The organism is Haloimpatiens massiliensis, from assembly GCF_900184255.1.
Taxonomy (GTDB): Bacteria; Bacillota; Clostridia; order Clostridiales; family Clostridiaceae; genus Haloimpatiens; species Haloimpatiens massiliensis.
In genome coordinates, this window is the sequence record NZ_LT854640.1 from 1,308,214 (window position 1) to 1,326,998 (window position 18,785).

An 18,785-nucleotide genomic window follows, 5' to 3' on the forward strand; every position below is an offset into this window, starting at 1 on the left:
TAATTTCAAGCGCCTAAATATGATGATTATTCTTTTAAAGAACATTGTATTATTTTATCTAAAAGATCACTAAAACTCATCCCTGCCGCCTTTGCACTTTTAGGAAATAGGCTGTTTTTAGTCATTCCTGGCAAAGTATTTATTTCTAGTACATATACTTTATTATGCTTTATCATCATGTCTATTCTACCGTAAGCCTTCAACTTAAAAATATCCCAACATTTTTTACTTATAATCTCTATTTGCTTCATTATATCTTCATTAAGTTCTGCTACCACTTCTTCAGCACCTTGTTCTGTATATTTTGAATTATAATCAAACCAAATATCTTCATTAGGCTTTATGGATAACACTGGAAGTAACTCTCCGTCTAGCATACAACAAGTTATTTCTTCTCCTTCTATATATTGTTCTATCATAACTTCATTATCATATTTAAATGCTTCTTCTATGGCTATTTCAAATTCTTCTCTATTTTTAACTATACTTATTCCTATACTAGAACCTCCATTATTAGGTTTTACCACCAAAGGATATGAAATTCTTTCTATTTCATGAAAATTTATTGCTTTTCCTTTTTTAATCATAACCCAATCGGGAGTATTAATATTTTTAGTGTGCAATAGCTCTTTAGTTATATTTTTATCCATGCAAAGAGCACTAGATAAAACATCACTGCCTGTAAATGGAACCCCCATGCTTTTTAATATTCCCTGTATAGTGCCATCTTCTCCAAATTGACCATGTAACGCTATAAAAGCAAAATCCAAACATCTTACCATATCAATAAGTTGATATTGAGTATTTACTGGAATAGGAAGCACCTCATATTTATTTTTATATAAATTTTCTATTATAGCTTCTGCCGAAAGCATTGAAACCTCTCTTTCAGAAGATATTCCTCCCATTATAACTCCTACTTGCATATATATTTACCTCCAAGGTTAATTTTTTAATATATTTTAATCTTCTCTATACCATTGTATGTTTTTAGTTAACATAAAAAAAGAACCACTACACTAGTGTTTTTCTCATGTAGTGGTATGGTTTTTATATGTAAAAATTTTCTTAAAGAATATACTTATTTTCAGCAGTAAGTTTCTTAGATTCTTCTCTTATAAGCTCTAAGTCTCTTATAATTCTCTTTGAAAAATCTCTTGTATTATTTAAAGCCTCCCTAGCTCCCTTTTCATCTCCTACTTTCACTCTCTCTTTAACATTGTGTCCCATACTATGTAATTTAAGATGTTCTTCCCCTATACTATCCCATATTCTTTTTATATTAGTGTTTTTAGGCTCTATAGAATAATAAAAATGTCCAAATCCACATTTATGACCATCTAGTTGAAGAGGTCTCTCTTTCATACTTTCCACCTCTATTACTAAATTATCTAGTCATTTTTGATGAGCTAAAATTGCATTGTCAATAATTGAAATAAACTCATCATTGGAAATTTTAAAAAAAGCATAATTTGCAACTTCTCCACCGTTTTTAGCTAAATTAGATATATCATCATCTAATTTTTCAATTTCTGATGCCATCTCATCTATTTCTTTTGACTGATTCGATAAGGACTCACCTAATACTGTCATATCCTCAGCATTATTAGAAAAGTTTGACATAGCCGCATTAACTTCTTCTGCTGAAGCACTAATTTCTTGCATACTGCTAGCTAAAGAATCTATACTAGACAATACTGTTTTGATGCTATGTTGACTTTTACTAAAGGATTTTTCCATATCATCAGTATTATTATTTAATTTATTTATGAAATGTATAGTATGATTTATGCTTTCATAGCTATCCTTAGATGCCACTTCCATATTACCCATAAATTTTTCCATTTGATCTAATTGGTTTCGAGTTTCCTCTGATAATTTTTTTACCTCTTCAGCAACCACAGCAAATCCTCTGCCACTTTCTCCTGCTCTTGCAGCCTCTATACTTGCATTTAGAGCTAATAAATTAGTATGTTCTGCTATTTGTTTTATACCATCCACAATATTTTTTATCTGCTGAGATATATTTATCAAATTCTCCATATCTTTTTTCATATATCCAGACTTATTATACACATCACCACTTACTTCTACCATTTCTTTTAATATTGCTTCATTATTTTCAAAATCCTTAGCTAAATCATCCGTATAACCTGATATATTTTCTACTATACTGGTTTCATCTACAATAGTTTCTGTAACTTGATTCATGCTGGCAGTAATCTCCTCAGAAGCAGCTAATAATTCTTCAGTAGCATGTCCAAGCCCCATTGATGACTGATATAATGATTTAGAATGATGTGCTAATTGTACATTAAAGTTACTGACTTTCGTGGTATTATTAAATATTTCTATCACTAAATGCTTTATCTTTGGGGAAACCTCCATTAAATCTCTAAGCATAAGTGACATTTCTTTTGCAAATTTTTCTGTTTTGGGCGATTCGATGCTTTGCTGCAGTATATTAACATCCTCTCTTTGAAATGCAGTCATTAGTTCTTCCATTTCATTTTTCAATTTAAACATATTCATCCTCCTGAGTAAAGTTTCCCATTCCATAATATACTTATAAATTAACTTTATTTAAATATTAGATAATACAAACATATCCTTCATTCATTTTATAACTAAATTATTAAAAAATCAATATTATTTATTAATAATTATTATTATTTTCAACTGCATTATTTTATAATTTACTTTATTCGTTAATACAACTAATTTCTTCTAGTTAGCTTACACTTACTTCATTGAAGTGGTTACACATTGTTTTATACATTTATCCTCACTTATTATTAAATATAGAAACGATTAAAATTCCTCTATATTTATATCGTATATATATAGAGAATCTGCACAAAATACCACTATAAACCTATAAAGAGAGGTGAATGTTTTATGCCAAAGGACAGCCAGCCAGATAACAAGAAAGCTAGAATGGAAAAATGTAATTATCAAACACCTATTACAAGAGAAACTGCTAAAGGAAACCCGACATCAAAAAAAGTTTCTAATGGACTAAGAAATAAAGCAAAGGGCGAAATTTCTTAATCCCAATTAAAATAATTATATTTAATAGTGTATTATGATTATCCCACAAAAGTATTACATTACTTCAATTATGAAATTTCTCTGTAATGACTTGCATAAGAAGCAACGAAACTGTTTAAATTTAATTTTAGAAATTGTTCTTTTAGACAGATAAAATTATCGTAAGCCTGGCAAGGACGCTAGGCTAGCGAACCTGAGGCAGGACGCTGAATGTAAGCGTTAGATACTTTTATATGGCTAAAAAATTAGAATTTCTTAAATTAAATTTATTGTTCCAAGCTCTTATACAAGTCATGGAGGAGAAATTTCATAATTCCACTACATTATATATTTTTGTAAATTAATCGTATTATATATTTATAAAATTATATTTAAGTATTCTTCCTTCATAACCATCACATAAAAAACTAGGGCTTTAAGAAGTATTAAAATCACTTCTCAATTAAACCCTAGTTCTTAATTTTCTTTATAACTCAATTAATTTAAAAGATTATTTATATATTTATTCATCTTTGTGTTTTTCATTATAAGCATTCAGTACTTTATTAAATTCTGCTCCTTCACCTATAGAAACATATTCAACTTCTTTTCCTTTAGGAATCGCCCTATAAGCATATGCTTCATCTGAGTTTTGAGCACCTACTATAACATATTGATTATTTTCTACATTTAATACATCAATTATGTCCAGTTGAATAGGATTACCCTTTTCATCCATAACATTTATAGTCTTTTCCATTTGCATTCCCTCCTATATTTATATAGTATATAATGTATTTTTCCCATTTTAGGAGAGAATATTTACTTATTAGAAAATTAATTTTTATAAACAATTTCATGCTTACATGAAAATTCAGGTCTGCTTTTTATATATATCACGAACCAGGTAGTGAGCACTATTCCTTTTATAACACTACTCATACTTACAGTCCACCAAACCCCATTTAAACCTAATATTTTTTCGGCTGATAGAATTAAAGCAAAAGGTATCCTAAGTCCTGTAAATAGTGTACTTACAAAAGATGGTGGCATGGTTTTACCAAGTCCATTAAAAGCCCCTGCAGTAGTTATTTCAATACACATAAAAAACTGTGAAAGGCTCAATATTTTCAAATATACCACTCCATGTTTTATGGTCTCCGGTTCTCCTGGAATGAACAATGAGAATATAGGTTTTGCACCAAAAAATAATACTAAGGATACTACTATACCTATAGTACCAACTATCTTAATTGATGTAATATACCCTTTCTTAATTCTATCCCATTTCTCAGCTCCATAATTTTGCCCTACAAAGGTTCTAAGAGCAGTAGAAAATCCTCCCGCCGTAAGCCATGATAAAGATTCTATTTGAGAGCCTACATTTTGAACTGCAATAGGTATGTACCCCCAACGAGAAACTATTCTAGCTATTACCATAGAAAAAAAACAAAACATTCCCTCCTCAATAGCCACAGGAGTACTTAATTTAAATATTCTCTTAATATAATGAGCTTCTGGTTTAGTAAATAAACTTATCTTATGAAACATTATAAATTTAGTCTTATATATATTGTATACAAAAATTATTGTAACCACTAACTGAGCAGTTATTGTAGCCAGTGCTGCACCTCTCACCCCTAATCTAGGTAAGGGTCCTATTCCATATATCAAAATTGGATCTAAAATAATATTAGTTAAAAGACCTATAGTATTAATAATAAAAGGTGTTGTACTATTTCCGTAACCATTATATATGCCAGTAAGTACTGGATTAATAAAATAGAAATTTATACCTAAAGCTACTATTACTAGATAATTTTCTGCCATATTAAACACTTCATTACTGCCAGAATTAAAAAAACCTATAAATCTATTTCTAAAAATTATAAGAACTAATCCATACAATAAACCTAAAAACACGTTTATTTGTATAGCATGTTTTGCATACTTTCTAGCTTCTTTAATATCTCTTTTACCTATAGATTGAGATATACCTATTTCTGCTGCCACCTTTGACAAAACAATAAAAGCTACCGCAAACCAGGTAAAATATCCTGCTATGCCAACTGCTGCAGAAGCTTTACTTCCTACTCTCCCTATCCATATCATATCAGTCATACTATATGCCATTTGTATACAAGAAGTTCCCATAATAGGTAATGCTAATTTTAATAAGGATTTCAAAATACTTCCTTCTACTATATTATTTATTTTATGCATATCTAACCGTTGCCAATAACCTATAAAAATCTATAAGCATTGTTTAATTCCCTGTTCAACGTGTCCGATTTTGCAATAAAGCTACTTTCGTTTGGTATAACACTCCAAGGGCTTAAATTCCCATACAACGCATGGTACATATACAAGTTTACTTTTAAGTGCAACATCTTGTACTTACTTATTTTGCTTGGTTTTCGCTAACTACTTGCATAAGTAGTTTTTATCACCACTAACACCATCAAGGTTCTACCCTATGACTATATCACTTTAGCAATATATTGGATTCACAATAGCTAATTATATTATAAATCAAAATAAGATAAAATATACCTGCAGTTTTATATAAGATTTTATTATATCTTTATAGAATTATTGCAACAGTCACCTCCCTCCCCATACAAAGTATTAAATTCTCCAATAGTCCATATATATCTTTTACGTAACATATTAACTATTATAGTAATTTTTCATAATTATATCAATAATTCATTTTTTTACATACATATGCCTAAATTTACACTTGTTTTGCCTAATAAATAGAGTGATTAGTTCTTTTAAACTAATCAGTCTATTTATTAAACTATTTATTTAATGAATCTATATTTAAATTTTCATAACCACTAAAGAATTTATAAAGCTCTCTAACTATTAATTCCTCTCCTTCTTTACTATCTGTCTCTACATTCATAGGTATTACTGGATCATGTAGTGAAAGTCTTACTAAGAACCATCCACCACCGTTTTCCTTATTACATTTAACTCTAACACCTTCATAGTTTGGTACTTCAAATTCCCAACCTTCTCTTTTCTCACAATACTTCTTTAAATCCTCTAAAATTTTGTTTCCATATTCCTTGAATTCCTCACAAGTTATTTTCATTCTGTATTCACTGCTTATGCTAGCTTCCTTTAAATCTTTTATTAAATTATGAATATCTTCATCTTTTTCTTCCTTTAATTTAGCAGTTTTAACAAGAATTTTAGAAACTAAGTAAGCTCCGTCGTCTAAGAAATAATTTTCCTTTAAAGCAGCATGTCCTGAAGTTTCTATAGCTATATGACATTCTTCTCCTTCATTATTAAGTCTCAAGGCTTCATTTATTACATTTTTATATCCTCTTTTAAATCTATGATGTTTACCACCACATTTATTTTCTATAAAATCCTTTAATCCTTCTGACGTAACCGAATCTGTTACCACAGTAGTTTTAGGGTTTTCTTCTAATATAATAGCTGAAATTAAGGCTATAAGTTTATTTCTATTTATTTCATTACCGTGACTATCTACTACTGCAGCACGATCCACATCTGTGTCAAATATTATTCCTAGGTCTGCTTTATTACCCAAAACAGCCTTTTGTATAGAGTGCATCGCCTCTTTATCTTCTGGATTTGGTATATGATTTGGGAATCTTCCATCAGGGTCTATAAATTGACTTCCTTGTGTATCTGCCCCTAGTGGTTTTAGAACCTTATCTACAAAAAATCCACCAGCTCCATTTCCTGCATCTACTATTATTTTAAATCCTTTTAAAGGCTCTTCTCTATTTATTTTACTATTTACTCCATTCCTTATTTTCTCTACTAAAAACTTTGAATACTGAGAAATAAAATCTATAGTATTCACTCTTTCTTCTTTAACTTTAGCTATTTCCTTTATTTCTTTAGCTATAGCTACTACTTCCTTTAAATCTGCTTTTTCTATAGCTCCTTTATTTGTAAAAAATTTCATTCCATTTCTATTAAAAGGTAGGTGACTAGCTGTAAGCATTATAGCTCCATGATACCTATATTCTTCTAAAACAGTAGTCATAAACATAGCTGGAGTGGATGCTAATCCACAATCATAAACCTCAGCACCGCTACTTGTTATTCCATGTATTAGAGAAGTCTTTAAATTTTCTCCTGAAAGTCTTGAATCCCTACCTACAGAAATTTTTAAGTCTTCTGTTTTAGTATGTTTTTTAGTAGCTAGCCATTTTGCAAAGGCTACTCCTAAAATCTCAACCACTTCTGGAGTTAAATTTACCTTTTCACCTTCAACTCCTTCTAGTGCCACACCCCTTATGTCATTTCCATTAATAAGCTTTTCTAATGAATTTATCAAAATTACTCCTCCTTCGTATATACCTAATCTTCAGTATTTAATTATCGTGAACTACCACCGAGACAAGCAGCGGTGGCTTCGTGAGAGGTTTAATATTTAAGTTTCCACCTTAACAGGCAACCCTTACTCTCAACGGGGAGGACACGCTCCCTTTATCCCTCATAGTTTCAACTATTTCGGGAATACATTTTTCTTCTTTTATTAATATATTTAATGAGCCATTTACGTCACTATTGACTAATCCAAAACTTGATTTGAACAATCCTCTAACCACTCTACGAGTTTTATCATAATGCTTTTTATTTATTGGTTCTAAATCGAAAGCACTACAACCACTTGTATAACTTTCTTCTTTGAATTTAACTTCAATCCCTTGTAATTCTGCCTTATATTTAATTAATTCAGCAAGTCTTTGTACTGGTATTTGAACAAAAGATTTATTGCAATTCATATCTTGCTTAATACCTTTAATTTTACCTATAACTATCTTTTTAACCTTATGCTTTATTGCTTTATCTATGATATTTTTACTTATTTTATGAAGATAATCATTAACATAATTATTTCTATATCTTCTTAAAGAATTTATCATTTTAGTATTTTTGAACTTATCTGAACCATATTTATTCATTTCAATACCTTGATAATACGCAATTTTCTTATTTGCAAAAGCATTAATGCCTTTAAGTTTTTTACCACAAAAAAGATAAGTTTCATTTCCATCTTTAAAAGTTAGTGTAGCAAGATTATCCAAACCTAAATCAATAGCCATAATATTAGTATTGTTTACTGGCTCTAATTCTTGTTTATTGTAGATTACAATTAAGTACCATTGCTTTAAAGAGTTATCCCACTTTATTCTTACTTGTTGCAATTCATTCCAATTTATAAGGCTTTGAAGTTTGTTAGAAACCTCAAAATTTAAACTATCTACCTCAAATATCTTTTGAATTGCTTTAGACAAGGATAGTTTTAAAATATTTTCTTTAAATCTTATAGCAAGGTTAGTAAATACAATTTCATTCTTTTTATCTTCCATATTTTTAAATTTAGGTGGTTTAGGAAGTCCTTTGTATTTATGAAGATTTTCTTTATAATCTTTAATACTTGCACTCAAAGTAAGTGCTGAAAAACAAACAAAAGTTAATGCTAACGACCTTATTGAGGAAGGAATGAAACTTATAATCGAAAGATACGAAAGTGAAAAAAACAAGTCATAGCATTTACAATAATTATGGCTATGACCTTATGGAACAGGAAATAATGCCTAACCATGTTCACCTTTTTGTATCTGCACCTCCTATTATTGCACCAATTTATATAGTTAGGAAACTTAAAAGTATTTCTGCAAACTGGATATTCCAAGGATTTCCAACACTAAAACAAAGTAAATTTTAGGGTAGTGGTTTATTGAGTAGATGTTATTATATAGGAACTGCTGGAACTGTAGTGCTGAAACAATCCAAAAGTATATTCAAAATCAGAAGTTAGTATAATGTAAATTTAAGGTGGTATCGAACCACCTTAATTTTATGCCCTTTCATCCTCCGAGATAAACAACGGAGGTTTTCGGGCATTTACTATAAATTATAATAGTTTTCTTTATACATTAAAATAGATATAACTTAAACATCTACTTCCATATTAATATTTAAAATTATTTCTATACTAACCTAATGCCACATCCAATACCATCATTACTACAAACCCTAATATAGTTCCAATGGTAGCAAAGTCAGTATTTTTACCTAATTGAGATTCTGGTATCAATTCCTCCACTACTACAAATATCATTGCTCCTGCTGCAAAAGAAAGGGCATAGGGAAGTATTGGTCTCATATGAACTACCATGGCTGCTCCTATTACCGCTGCTATAGGTTCTACAACTCCAGAAGCTTGACCATAAAGAAAGCTCTTCCACCTAGACAAGCCTTCCCTTCTTAAGGGTATAGATACCGCTGCTCCTTCAGGGAAGTTTTGAATTCCTATACCAATAGCTAAAGCTGTAGCTCCTGCAAAAGTAGCCGTAGAAATGTCAGTACCTAGTGCTCCAAAAGCTACACCCACTGCTAATCCTTCTGGTATATTATGAAGGGTTATAGCCAAAACCAATAGTATACTCCTTTGCCAGTTGGTTTTTATTCCTTCTGCTTCTTCTATTTTCATACCTGTATGCAAATGTGGAAGGATTTTATCTACAGCCCAAAGAAAGAATCCCCCAGCCAAAAATCCCACTGACGCTGGTACCCAGGCTTTCATATTTAAAGAAGCTGCCATTTCAATAGAAGGAGCTAAAAGTGACCAAAAGCTTGCTGCTATCATAACTCCAGCTGCAAAACCTAACATACCATCTAATACTTTTCTGTTTATTTGTTTAAATAGAAATACTACTGCTGCTCCTAAAGCTGTCATAAACCAGGTAAATAAAGTAGCTACCAATGCCCCTAAGACAGGGTTATTTGTAAAATCTAAAGCCATACAACACCCTCCTTTTTTATTAATCCCAATCCTCAATATCTAATCCTCAAAAATTTTACTTATGATAATACAATCTATAATTTAGCCACCCATTTTTCTATAATATCACAGGCAGTTTTTATACTACTGATTTCCGTAACTAAAAGATATTTATACTTTTTTTCACCATTTTTATACATAGGATCATAATATTTTACCATAAGTTCCTTTGTCAAGTCTACAATTTCACCTTTTTCTACCATTTCTAAATATCTAGCAATATTTTCTTCACTTATATACTTTCTTAAATTATTTAAACTCTGTACAACTTCTTCTTTCCAATTTTCTTCTTTGGTGTATTCTTCTATTATATTTTTAGCTCTATAATCTAAATCTCCCTTTACCAAAATTCTTTTACTCTCTCTCATTTTATTATAAATATAATTTGGTATTATTATATTCCCTATTCTTTTACTTTCCCCTTCTACAAATACTAAATTGCCATTTCTTTCTTTTAACTGCTCATACACCAGTGACTCAAAGGCCTTTTGACTATTGCACTTTCCTATACCAACACTTCCTAAAAGTGATCCTCTGTGATTTGCACAACCTTCTAAATCCAATATATTATATCCTCTTTCTTTTAGTTCCTTTAAAATTTTCGTTTTACCCATGCCTGTGTTTCCTTGAAGAATTACATACTCTACTTTTTCATTAAGAACTGGTAGCTCTCTGTTTATATATGCCCTATATCCTTTATATCCACCCCTCAATTTGTAAACTTTAACTCCCAAACTGGTGAGAAATGTAGTTAAAACAGTACTTCTTAGTCCACCTCTAGCACAAAAAAGCACTACTTTTTTATATTTCTTTTGTAAATCATATATTTTTTCATATATATATGGAAGTTTTTTAGATGCAGCCTCCACTCCCATAGCTTTAGCCTTATCTACACTTTCTCTTACATAAACCGTGCCTATTTCTTTTCTTTCCTCATTATTAAAAATGGGTATATTTATAGCTCCAGGTATAGTGTATTCCTTATACTCTCCCTCACTTCTTACATCTATTAGTACATAATCTCCTTCTAAATTTTCATATTCTATGTCTCTAAACATATTTTTCTCCTTCCCACCTAGCTCTTATCATATGTTATTCATTCATGACAGGGGCAGATTCATCGTTAAAAATTATATACCATCCCATATCATCGTTAATCATTCATATATAAATTTGACCAATTACAAATGCTCTGATACATCTTATTATTTTATTTTAAAATAGAAATAAGTTCAACTATTAAATTTATCAATATTTTAATATCCTCATTACACAACATACATTTAATTTAAAAATGCCCTAAATCATTAAAAGAACCAATGATTTAGGGCATTTTTTATTTTTGTAATATCCAACTTAATGATTAAACCACAAAAAGGTACAATGTGGTGGAATTATAGGATAATCAACTTAATTAATTTAAATTATTATATTTCAGTGAAAAACCTTATTATAAATCACTTTAAAATAAGGTTTTTCTTTTAAAAAAATTCTAGATTTTACTCCAATTGTACTTTTTCTTCTCTTCTTCTAATTGCTTTTTCTTCTCTCTTTTAATATTTAAAAGTAGTAAGTACCCTCCTATTAAACAGATATATCCCGTTACACTACTCTTTTTTATGCTACTTTTTTCAGATTGTATATCCACCTTTAACATTTCTACTTTTTCTTTTGGGATCTCCTTAACATTTATTAAATACTCCATTTTTCCCTTTGTAGACATTCCTTGCCAAGCCCCACCTAATGCACACATTAACGCAACAATTATAAAAGCTATAAACACAAAATTTTTAAAACCACTTTCACTACCCTTGTATTTAACTAAAAAGTTTCTTATTATAAGTACCGTAGAAACTATTGCTAAAATAACATTTAAAATAACTATAAATGTAACTATAATATCTCCCCCTTTTCTTAGTTTCTTCAAATTTACCATATATATACATTAACGTCAATACTATTATATATATTAATGATTATCCCACAAAAGCATTATATTACCTTAATTATGAAATTCTTCTTTTAGACAGATAAAATTATCGTAAGCCTGGCAAGGACGCCAGGCTAGCGAACCTGAGGCAGGACGCTGAATGTGAGCGTTAGATAATTTTATATGGCTAAAAGATTAGAATTTCTTAAATTAAATTTATTGTTCCGAGCTCTTATGCAAGTCATGAAGGAGAAATTTCATAATTCCACCACATTGTACCTTATTGTGGGATAATCATATTAATACTATAATTAAAATTTTATATTAGGAATTATAGTTTACCAATAATAAAAGGTATATGTACTTAAGTATTACACCTAGACAATATACCTTTCATTTATAATATTACGATTATAGTACAAAAATATTACATTACTTGAATTATGGATTTTTTTACATATTATACCTTTTTTGCGGTTTAATCATATTATATTTTTATTCTTTATATTTTTTCTTCTTTTTCTTTACCATTTTTAATCTAAAAAAATCTTCTCTTTCCTTTTCCTCTAATACTTCTGATATAAATTTAACTCTTTCCTGCAATTTTGGAATTTGTATATTTTCAAGGGCATTAGCCCTTTTTTGTGTTTTTTTAACTTCCACTGCTAATCTGTAAACTGCATTTTCTACTTCTGCCATTTCATATATCAAGTATTTAACTTCATTAAATTTTTTATATGCAATATCCATGGCTGTATTACTTCTGTGAAAGCTATAACTTGGTTGTATAAGCTTTTTTTCATAATTTAAATGAGGCACTTCAACCCCCATGACACTTTTAAATCTTATATTATAATCTTCAGTTTCCGGTATTGCCATGGAAATATCAGAAACTGAAGATATTCCCATAGTTATATTTGCCTGCCTTAACGCCTCATATGCTTCACTAAAAGTAGAGTTTATCCTATGCTGAAGTTTTTCAGCTCTAGATATGTAGGACATCATTTCCCTTATTAAAACATTTCTTTTTTGGTCTAAAAGCTGAAATCCTTTCCTAGAAAACTCTAATGTATTTTGAGCACTTATTAAATTTGATTTTGTAGGAGCTATTTGTTGCATTATTCACCACTCCTATAATATTTTTCAAGAATTTTAGGACTCACTCTATCTAATTCATTTTTAGGCAAGATGGAAATAATACTCCAGGCTAAATCTAAAGTTTCTCCTATACTTCTATTTTCTTCATATCCTTGCTTTAAAAATCTTTCCTCAAAATCTTCTCCAAATTTTATATAACTTTTATCTAATTCCGACAGTTCTTCCTGTCCTATTACCTGAGCTAGTGCTCTAACTTCCTGAACATGAGAATAAGAAGCAAATAATTGATTGGCAACTTCTCCATGATCATCTCGCGTATATCCTTCCCCTATGCCATCCTTCATAAGTCTGGATAGCGAAGGCAATATATTAACTGGAGGGTATACATTCTTTTGATATATATCCCTGTTAAGCACTATTTGTCCTTCGGTAATATATCCCGTTAAATCTGGTACTGGGTGAGTTATATCATCATTAGGCATAGATACTATAGGTATTTGAGTTATAGATCCTCCTTTTCCTTTAATCATACCTGCTCTCTCATATAAAGAAGCTAAATCTGAGTATAAATATCCCGGATAACCCTTTCTACTTGGTACTTCTTCTCTCGCAGAGGATAATTCTCTTAAAGCTTCACAATAACTAGTTATATCCGTCATTATAACAAGTATATGCATATTTTCCTCAAAAGCTAGGTATTCTGCTGCAGTAAGAGCACACCTAGGAGTCATAACTCTTTCTACAATTGGGTCGTCTGCTAAATTTACATACATAACCACCCTATCCAAAACTCCCGACTGCTGAAAGCTTTTTCTAAAAAACTCTGCATCATCATGTTTAATTCCCATAGCTGCAAATACTACTGCAAAATTTGAATTTTCTTCTTCACTAATCTTAGCTTGTCTTACAATTTGAGCTGCCAATTGATTATGGGGCATACCATTTCCTGAAAATATAGGTATTTTCTGTCCCCTTATTAAGGTGGTAAGACAATCTATAGACGATATACCAGTTTGAATAAAGTTTCTTGGGTATTTTCTAGCTACAGGGTTTATAGCTCTTCCATTTATATTATACCTTTTCCTACTATAAATTCTGCCACCGCCATCTATAGGTTCTCCTATACCATTGAACTCTCTTCCTAAAATTTCTTTAGATAAGCTGACCTGCAGAGAATTTCCTGTAAAACTAACAGATGAATTATTTGTGGAAATGCCTGAAGTACCCTCAAATACCTGTATTGTCACCTTATCTTCATCAATTTGTACAACTTTACCCTTTTTATTTTCTTTTCCATCAACAGTTATATCTACAATTTCATCATAAGCTGCATTGTCTACATCTGATAATACTATTATAGGTCCTTGAATCTTGTCCAATAATAGATATTGCTTTTTCAAATTTCCACCTCCTCTACGCACTATACTGCTTAAATAATTCATTATAATATTTTTTTATACTTGCTTCTAAATTATTTATAAGACTTAAATCTTCATTAGACACATTATATTTCATCTTATTCACACTATCATAAATCTCTTTGTTGTTTATTATAGATATAGGTATTCCCATTTTTACTGCCTTACATCCGTATTGATACAAACTATCTATAACCTTTAACATTTTATATTGCTTCTTAAGAGGAACATAAGTGTCATCCTTGTGGTATGCATTTTGTTGAAGAAATGCAATCTTTAATACCTTAGCTATTTCTATAACTAGTCTTTGATCATCTGGCAACACATCTTCACCGACTAGTTTAACAATTTCTTGAAGTTTGCTCTCTTCAAAAAGTATTTTCATAGCCTTATTTCTAATTTCCATCATGTCTTTAGCTATATTTTCATCATACCAATCCTTAAGCGAATCTAAATACCCACTGTAACTAGATAACCAATTGATGGCTGGATAATGTCTTGCATAGGCTAAATTTCTGTCGAGCCCTAAAAACACACTTACAAACCTCTTCGTATTTAGAGTAACTGGTTCTGAAAAATCTCCTCCTGCTGGCGATACGGCTCCAATTACAGTTATAGAACCTTCACTGCCATTTAAATTTTCCGTGTAACCTGCTCTTTCATAGAACTCTGCCAATCTTGAAGGGAGATATGCAGGATATCCCTCCTCCGCCGGCATCTCTTCGAGTCTTCCAGATATTTCTCTAAGTGCTTCTGCCCACCTAGATGTAGAATCCGCCATTATGGCTACATGATACCCCATATCCCTAAAATATTCTGCAAAAGTAATGCCTGTATATATACTTGCTTCTCTAGCTGCCACAGGCATATTTGAAGTATTGGCTATAAGTACAGTTCTATTCATAATGCTCATACCAGTTCTAGGATCAATGAGTTTGGGAAAGTCCTCTAAAACCTCTGTCATTTCATTTCCTCTTTCACCACATCCTATATACACTATAATATCTGCATCACACCATTTAGCTAATTGATGCTGAGTCATAGTTTTGCCTGTACCAAATCCCCCTGGTATAGCTACTGTTCCTCCCTTAGCTAAGGGGAAAAATGTATCTAATATTCTTTGCCCCGTAATCAAAGGCTTTTCTATTGCCTTTCTACTTTTAATTGGTCTTGGAGTTCGTACTGGCCACATTTGATATAAAGGAAGCTTTTCTATTCTGTCTCCATTTTGAAGTTTTACCACCACTTCATTTATATTGTATTCGCCATCTTGTTTCTTATATATTACTTTTCCACTTATATCCCATGGAACCATTAGTCTATGTTCTATAGAATTCGTTTCTTTTACCAGAGCATATACATCCCCTGGCTTTAAAATATCCCCTTCCATAGCAGTTATCTTCACATCCCAAAGTTTATGTTCATCTAGAGATATAAGGCCTATACCTTCTTCTATAAAACCATAATTTATTTCATTTATTTTCTCTAAAGGTCTCTCTATACCATCAAATATATTTCCTATTATTCCTGGTCCTAATTTTAAAGATAAAGGTCTTCCTGTAGAGAATATTTCTTCTCCAACCTTAAGTCCTGAGGTTTCTTCATAAACTTGAATTGTGGCTATATCATCTTCTAATATTATTATTTCTCCTATTAACTTCTTTTGTCCAACAGTAACCATTTCTCTCATTTTAAAATTTTTCATGCCCTTGCCTTTTATAACTGGTCCATTAATTCCTACTATCATTCCTTTTACGTTCTCCAAGTTACGCCCTGCTACTCAAAACATGGTCAAATGTATCCATATTGAGATTCTTACTGCTTCAACGTACTCTGCCTTGCCTAAGCTACTACAGTTTGTATAGCACTCCACAGTCGTTAATTCCCCAAATAGCCTTGGGTACACATATAAGTGCTTGTTTAATTAAGCTATCTTATATTCTTTAGCATTGGCTAAATTTATNCTGTAAGTACATTTTACTATTTCTAAGTACATTTGTATATACTTTTAGTAACTAAAGATATCCTCCTTATGAAAATAAAAATCCACTAGGATATATTTTATTATATATAGTTGTACAATACAATTATTTTTACTCAGAGAGGCACATTAATGAATTATATAGAAAAAATAACTTCATGATTAATTATGAGAATTATAGAGTATTATAGAGTAAGAGGGTTCTTATTTTATATAATGAACCAATATTAAGATTGAAATGTTAAGAGTCACCGTATATAATAAAACATGTCAACGGCGCAGGAACAAAGCACTGGAGATAAAAACTTAAGATGCTGGCATGGCTCAATTGGCAGAGCAGCTGACTTGTAATCAGCAGGTTGTAGGTTCGATTCCTATTGCCAGCTCCAAATGTGGAGGAATTCCCGAGTGGCTAAAGGGGGCAGACTGTAAATCTGTTGCGATTCGCTTCGATGGTTCGAATCCATCTTCCTCCACCACATTTAAGATACATTTTATGGGCGCATAGCTCAGCTGGGAGAGCATCTGCCTTACAAGCAGAGGGTCACAGGTTCGAGCCCTGTTGTGCCCACCATAAAATGCTGGCATGGCTCAATTGGCAGAGCAGCTGACTTGTAATCAGCAGGTTGTAGGTTCGATTCCTATTGCCAGCTCCAAATATGGAGGAGTTCCCGAGTGGCCAAAGGGGGCAGACTGTAAATCTGTTGCGATTCGCTTCGATGGTTCGAATCCATCTTCCTCCACCAAAATGAGACGCATTATGCGTCTTATTTTTATGTTATACATGTATAAATATTTAACTATATATTAAAAAAATGTAAACTTATTATAATATATTGACAGTAAATTTTTGTTGTGATATCATCAAATTATCGAAAATTATATATGATTTTTAATCTTATCCAGAGAGGTGGAGGGAATAGGCCCTATGAAGCCCGGCAACCGGCAATTTATTTTGCAATGGTGCCAATTCCTGCAGTTTAATATATTTAATACTGCAAGATAAGAGATGGTGAATATTGCCTCTTCTTATCGAAGAGGTTTTTTTATTTTACATAAGGCACATTCAAATAAATAACAAGTCAGTATGCTAGTCTATTTTGAGTCATACTGCGTCATCATAACCCGCCGATAGCTCTACCAAAGGCGGAACCTGTTTTCTTATCTGACACAAAATATACCAGCATCTTTGACTTGTTATTTATTTTCATGTACCTAATTGCAATTTTGAAAGGAGTATAAATTATTATGAGAACTTTGTTTACTTCAGAATCAGTAACAGAAGGACATCCAGATAAAATTTGTGATCAGATTTCTGATTCAATACTAGATGCTATATTAGAAAGAGACCCTTATGCAAGGGTTGCTTGTGAAACTGCTACTACTACTGGAATGGTTTTAGTTATGGGGGAAATTTCAACTAATTGTTATGTTGATATTCCTAAGGTAGTTAGAGAAACTATAAGAGAAATAGGATATACTAGAGCAAAATATGGTTTTGATGCAGAGACTTGTTCTGTTTTAACTTCTATAGATGAGCAATCAGGAGATATTGCTATGGGAGTTAATGAGGCTTTAGAATCTAAAGAGGGACAAATGCAAAAGGATGATGGTATTGGAGCAGGAGACCAAGGTATGATGTTTGGCTTTGCAACAAATGAAACAGAAGAATACATGCCCCTTCCTATATCAATGGCTCACAAACTTTCTAGAAGACTTTCAGAAGTTAGAAAGAACGGTACTTTAAAATATTTAAGACCAGATGGAAAAACTCAAGTTACTGTAGAATATGAAAATGGAAAACCAGTTAGAATAGATACTATAGTTATTTCTACTCAACATAGTCCAAAAGTAACACGTGCAGAAATAGAAAGAGATTTGAGGGAACATGTAATAAGACCAATAGTTCCAGCTGAACTTTTAGATGAAAACACTAAGTACTACATAAATCCAACAGGAAGATTTGTTGTAGGTGGACCACAAGGAGATTCAGGTCTAACAGGAAGAAAAATAATAGTAGATACTTATGGTGGAGCAGGCAGACACGGTGGTGGAGCTTTTTCTGGAAAAGATCCAACAAAGGTTGATAGATCAGCTGCTTATGCTGCTAGATGGGTAGCTAAAAATTTAGTAGCTGCTGGTGTAGCAGATAAAATAGAAATTCAATTAGCTTATGCTATAGGAGTTGCTAGACCAGTATCAATTGTAGTAGATACTTTTGGTACAGGAAAAATGTCGGATGATAAAATAATAGATATAATAAACAAAGTGTTTGATCTAAGACCAGCTGTTATAATAAGAGACTTAGGTTTAAGAAAGCCTATATATAAACAAGTGGCAGCTTATGGACATTTTGGAAGAATTGACTTAGATTTACCTTGGGAAAAATTAAGTGAGGTAGAAGAAATAAAGAAACATATGTAGTGTAATTTAATTAAGTTTGTGTATAGGGCTGATTTAAAATCGGCCCTATTGCTTTTG

16 protein-coding genes, 5 tRNA genes and 1 riboswitch are annotated in these 18,785 nt (G+C 31.3%); of the genes, 8 read left to right on the top strand and 13 right to left on the bottom strand.

The window, feature by feature from the left end; translation table 11 throughout:
* Positions 1–26: 26 nt before the first annotated feature.
* The 3 genes from C1715_RS14390 to C1715_RS14400 form a co-directional block, all read right to left on the bottom strand.
* The gene (locus C1715_RS14390) at positions 27–926 is read right to left on the bottom strand and encodes a D-alanine--D-alanine ligase (RefSeq protein WP_102401159.1); all 900 of its coding nucleotides are present in this window, start codon (positions 924–926) and stop codon (positions 27–29) included.
* A gap of 142 nt (positions 927–1,068) precedes the next feature.
* Complete coding sequence (locus C1715_RS14395) at positions 1,069–1,365, bottom strand: CZB domain-containing protein (protein ID WP_102401160.1); 297 nt, start codon at positions 1,363–1,365, stop codon at positions 1,069–1,071.
* A 30-nt stretch (positions 1,366–1,395) separates the two neighbouring features.
* A complete protein-coding gene (locus tag C1715_RS14400; protein WP_180964101.1) occupies positions 1,396–2,526 on the bottom strand; it encodes a methyl-accepting chemotaxis protein in 1,131 nt (376 codons plus the stop codon).
* A gap of 372 nt (positions 2,527–2,898) precedes the next feature.
* On the opposite strand from C1715_RS14400, the gene C1715_RS19510 reads away from it, so the two are divergent.
* Positions 2,899–3,051, top strand: coding sequence for a hypothetical protein (locus C1715_RS19510; RefSeq protein ID WP_180964102.1), 153 nt, complete (start codon positions 2,899–2,901; stop codon positions 3,049–3,051).
* Positions 3,052–3,553: 502 nt separating this feature from the next.
* Here C1715_RS19510 and C1715_RS14405 read toward each other — a convergent pair.
* The 4 genes from C1715_RS14405 to C1715_RS14420 form a co-directional block, all read right to left on the bottom strand.
* Complete coding sequence (locus tag C1715_RS14405) at positions 3,554–3,790, bottom strand: DUF1292 domain-containing protein (RefSeq protein ID WP_242971965.1); 237 nt, start codon at positions 3,788–3,790, stop codon at positions 3,554–3,556.
* Positions 3,791–3,867: 77 nt separating this feature from the next.
* Positions 3,868–5,253 carry an MATE family efflux transporter gene (locus C1715_RS14410; RefSeq protein WP_102401163.1) on the bottom strand — a complete coding sequence of 462 codons (1,386 nt, stop codon included), beginning with the start codon at positions 5,251–5,253 and terminating at the stop codon, positions 3,868–3,870.
* A gap of 580 nt (positions 5,254–5,833) precedes the next feature.
* Positions 5,834–7,360, bottom strand: coding sequence for a phosphohexomutase domain-containing protein (locus tag C1715_RS14415; RefSeq protein ID WP_102401164.1), 1,527 nt, complete (start codon positions 7,358–7,360; stop codon positions 5,834–5,836).
* 109 nt (positions 7,361–7,469) lie between these two features.
* Entirely contained in the window at positions 7,470–8,477 is a 1,008-nt protein-coding gene (locus C1715_RS14420; protein ID WP_242971966.1) for an RNA-guided endonuclease InsQ/TnpB family protein, read from the bottom strand.
* A gap of 83 nt (positions 8,478–8,560) precedes the next feature.
* Between C1715_RS14420 and C1715_RS14425 the strand changes: the two genes are divergently transcribed.
* The gene (locus tag C1715_RS14425; RefSeq protein WP_102401165.1) at positions 8,561–8,758 is read left to right on the top strand and encodes a transposase; all 198 of its coding nucleotides are present in this window, start codon (positions 8,561–8,563) and stop codon (positions 8,756–8,758) included.
* A gap of 270 nt (positions 8,759–9,028) precedes the next feature.
* On the opposite strand, the gene C1715_RS14430 is transcribed toward C1715_RS14425, so the two are convergent.
* The 6 genes from C1715_RS14430 to C1715_RS14455 all read right to left on the bottom strand — a co-directional run bounded on the left by C1715_RS14430 (position 9,029) and on the right by C1715_RS14455 (position 16,070).
* A complete protein-coding gene (locus C1715_RS14430) occupies positions 9,029–9,838 on the bottom strand; it encodes a ZIP family metal transporter (protein WP_102401166.1) in 810 nt (269 codons plus the stop codon).
* 74 nt (positions 9,839–9,912) lie between these two features.
* Positions 9,913–10,935 carry a tRNA 2-selenouridine(34) synthase MnmH gene (gene mnmH / locus C1715_RS14435; protein WP_102401167.1) on the bottom strand — a complete coding sequence of 341 codons (1,023 nt, stop codon included), beginning with the start codon at positions 10,933–10,935 and terminating at the stop codon, positions 9,913–9,915.
* Between the two features lie 434 nt (positions 10,936–11,369).
* Positions 11,370–11,813, bottom strand: a complete 444-nt coding sequence (locus C1715_RS14440) for a hypothetical protein (protein ID WP_102401168.1) — start codon at positions 11,811–11,813, stop codon at positions 11,370–11,372.
* Positions 11,814–12,302: 489 nt separating this feature from the next.
* Positions 12,303–12,926, bottom strand: a complete 624-nt coding sequence (locus tag C1715_RS14445) for a V-type ATP synthase subunit D (RefSeq protein ID WP_102401169.1) — start codon at positions 12,924–12,926, stop codon at positions 12,303–12,305.
* Entirely contained in the window at positions 12,926–14,305 is a 1,380-nt protein-coding gene (locus C1715_RS14450; RefSeq protein ID WP_102401170.1) for a V-type ATP synthase subunit B, read from the bottom strand. The genes C1715_RS14445 and C1715_RS14450 overlap by 1 nt, the downstream gene beginning before the upstream one ends.
* A 13-nt stretch (positions 14,306–14,318) precedes the next feature.
* Positions 14,319–16,070: a V-type ATP synthase subunit A gene (locus C1715_RS14455; RefSeq protein ID WP_102401952.1), complete on the bottom strand. Its 1,752-nt coding sequence runs from the start codon at positions 16,068–16,070 to the stop codon at positions 14,319–14,321.
* 547 nt (positions 16,071–16,617) lie between these two features.
* Between C1715_RS14455 and C1715_RS14460 the strand changes: the two genes are divergently transcribed.
* The 6 genes from C1715_RS14460 to metK all read left to right on the top strand — a co-directional run bounded on the left by C1715_RS14460 (position 16,618) and on the right by metK (position 18,728).
* Positions 16,618–16,693, top strand: a tRNA-Thr gene (locus tag C1715_RS14460).
* Positions 16,694–16,698: 5 nt separating this feature from the next.
* A tRNA-Tyr gene (locus tag C1715_RS14465) sits at positions 16,699–16,783 on the top strand.
* A 19-nt stretch (positions 16,784–16,802) separates the two neighbouring features.
* Positions 16,803–16,878, top strand: a tRNA-Val gene (locus tag C1715_RS14470).
* 6 nt (positions 16,879–16,884) lie between these two features.
* Positions 16,885–16,960: transfer RNA gene (locus tag C1715_RS14475), tRNA-Thr, on the top strand.
* A gap of 5 nt (positions 16,961–16,965) precedes the next feature.
* A tRNA-Tyr gene (locus tag C1715_RS14480) sits at positions 16,966–17,050 on the top strand.
* A gap of 149 nt (positions 17,051–17,199) precedes the next feature.
* Positions 17,200–17,313: riboswitch (SAM riboswitch) on the top strand.
* A gap of 239 nt (positions 17,314–17,552) precedes the next feature.
* Positions 17,553–18,728: a methionine adenosyltransferase gene (gene metK / locus C1715_RS14485; protein WP_102401171.1), complete on the top strand. Its 1,176-nt coding sequence runs from the start codon at positions 17,553–17,555 to the stop codon at positions 18,726–18,728.
* The last annotated feature ends 57 nt before the right edge of the window (positions 18,729–18,785 follow it).

What these genes read in the sequence shown, in the direction of transcription:
- C1715_RS14390 (WP_102401159.1), bottom strand. Translation starts at nt 926, where the DNA reads ATGCAAGTAGGAGTTATAATGGGAGGAATATCTTCTGAAAGAGAGGTT.
- C1715_RS14395 (WP_102401160.1), bottom strand. Translation starts at nt 1,365, where the DNA reads ATGAAAGAGAGACCTCTTCAACTAGATGGTCATAAATGTGGATTTGGA.
- C1715_RS14400 (WP_180964101.1), bottom strand. Translation starts at nt 2,526, where the DNA reads ATGTTTAAATTGAAAAATGAAATGGAAGAACTAATGACTGCATTTCAA.
- C1715_RS19510 (WP_180964102.1), top strand. Translation starts at nt 2,899, where the DNA reads ATGCCAAAGGACAGCCAGCCAGATAACAAGAAAGCTAGAATGGAAAAA.
- C1715_RS14405 (WP_242971965.1), bottom strand. Translation starts at nt 3,790, where the DNA reads ATGGAAAAGACTATAAATGTTATGGATGAAAAGGGTAATCCTATTCAA.
- C1715_RS14410 (WP_102401163.1), bottom strand. Translation starts at nt 5,253, where the DNA reads ATGCATAAAATAAATAATATAGTAGAAGGAAGTATTTTGAAATCCTTA.
- C1715_RS14430 (WP_102401166.1), bottom strand. Translation starts at nt 9,838, where the DNA reads ATGGCTTTAGATTTTACAAATAACCCTGTCTTAGGGGCATTGGTAGCT.
- mnmH (WP_102401167.1), bottom strand. Translation starts at nt 10,935, where the DNA reads ATGTTTAGAGACATAGAATATGAAAATTTAGAAGGAGATTATGTACTA.
- C1715_RS14440 (WP_102401168.1), bottom strand. Translation starts at nt 11,813, where the DNA reads ATGGTAAATTTGAAGAAACTAAGAAAAGGGGGAGATATTATAGTTACA.
- C1715_RS14445 (WP_102401169.1), bottom strand. Translation starts at nt 12,926, where the DNA reads ATGCAACAAATAGCTCCTACAAAATCAAATTTAATAAGTGCTCAAAAT.
- C1715_RS14455 (WP_102401952.1), bottom strand. Translation starts at nt 16,070, where the DNA reads ATGATAGTAGGAATTAATGGACCAGTTATAAAAGGCAAGGGCATGAAA.
- metK (WP_102401171.1), top strand. Translation starts at nt 17,553, where the DNA reads ATGAGAACTTTGTTTACTTCAGAATCAGTAACAGAAGGACATCCAGAT.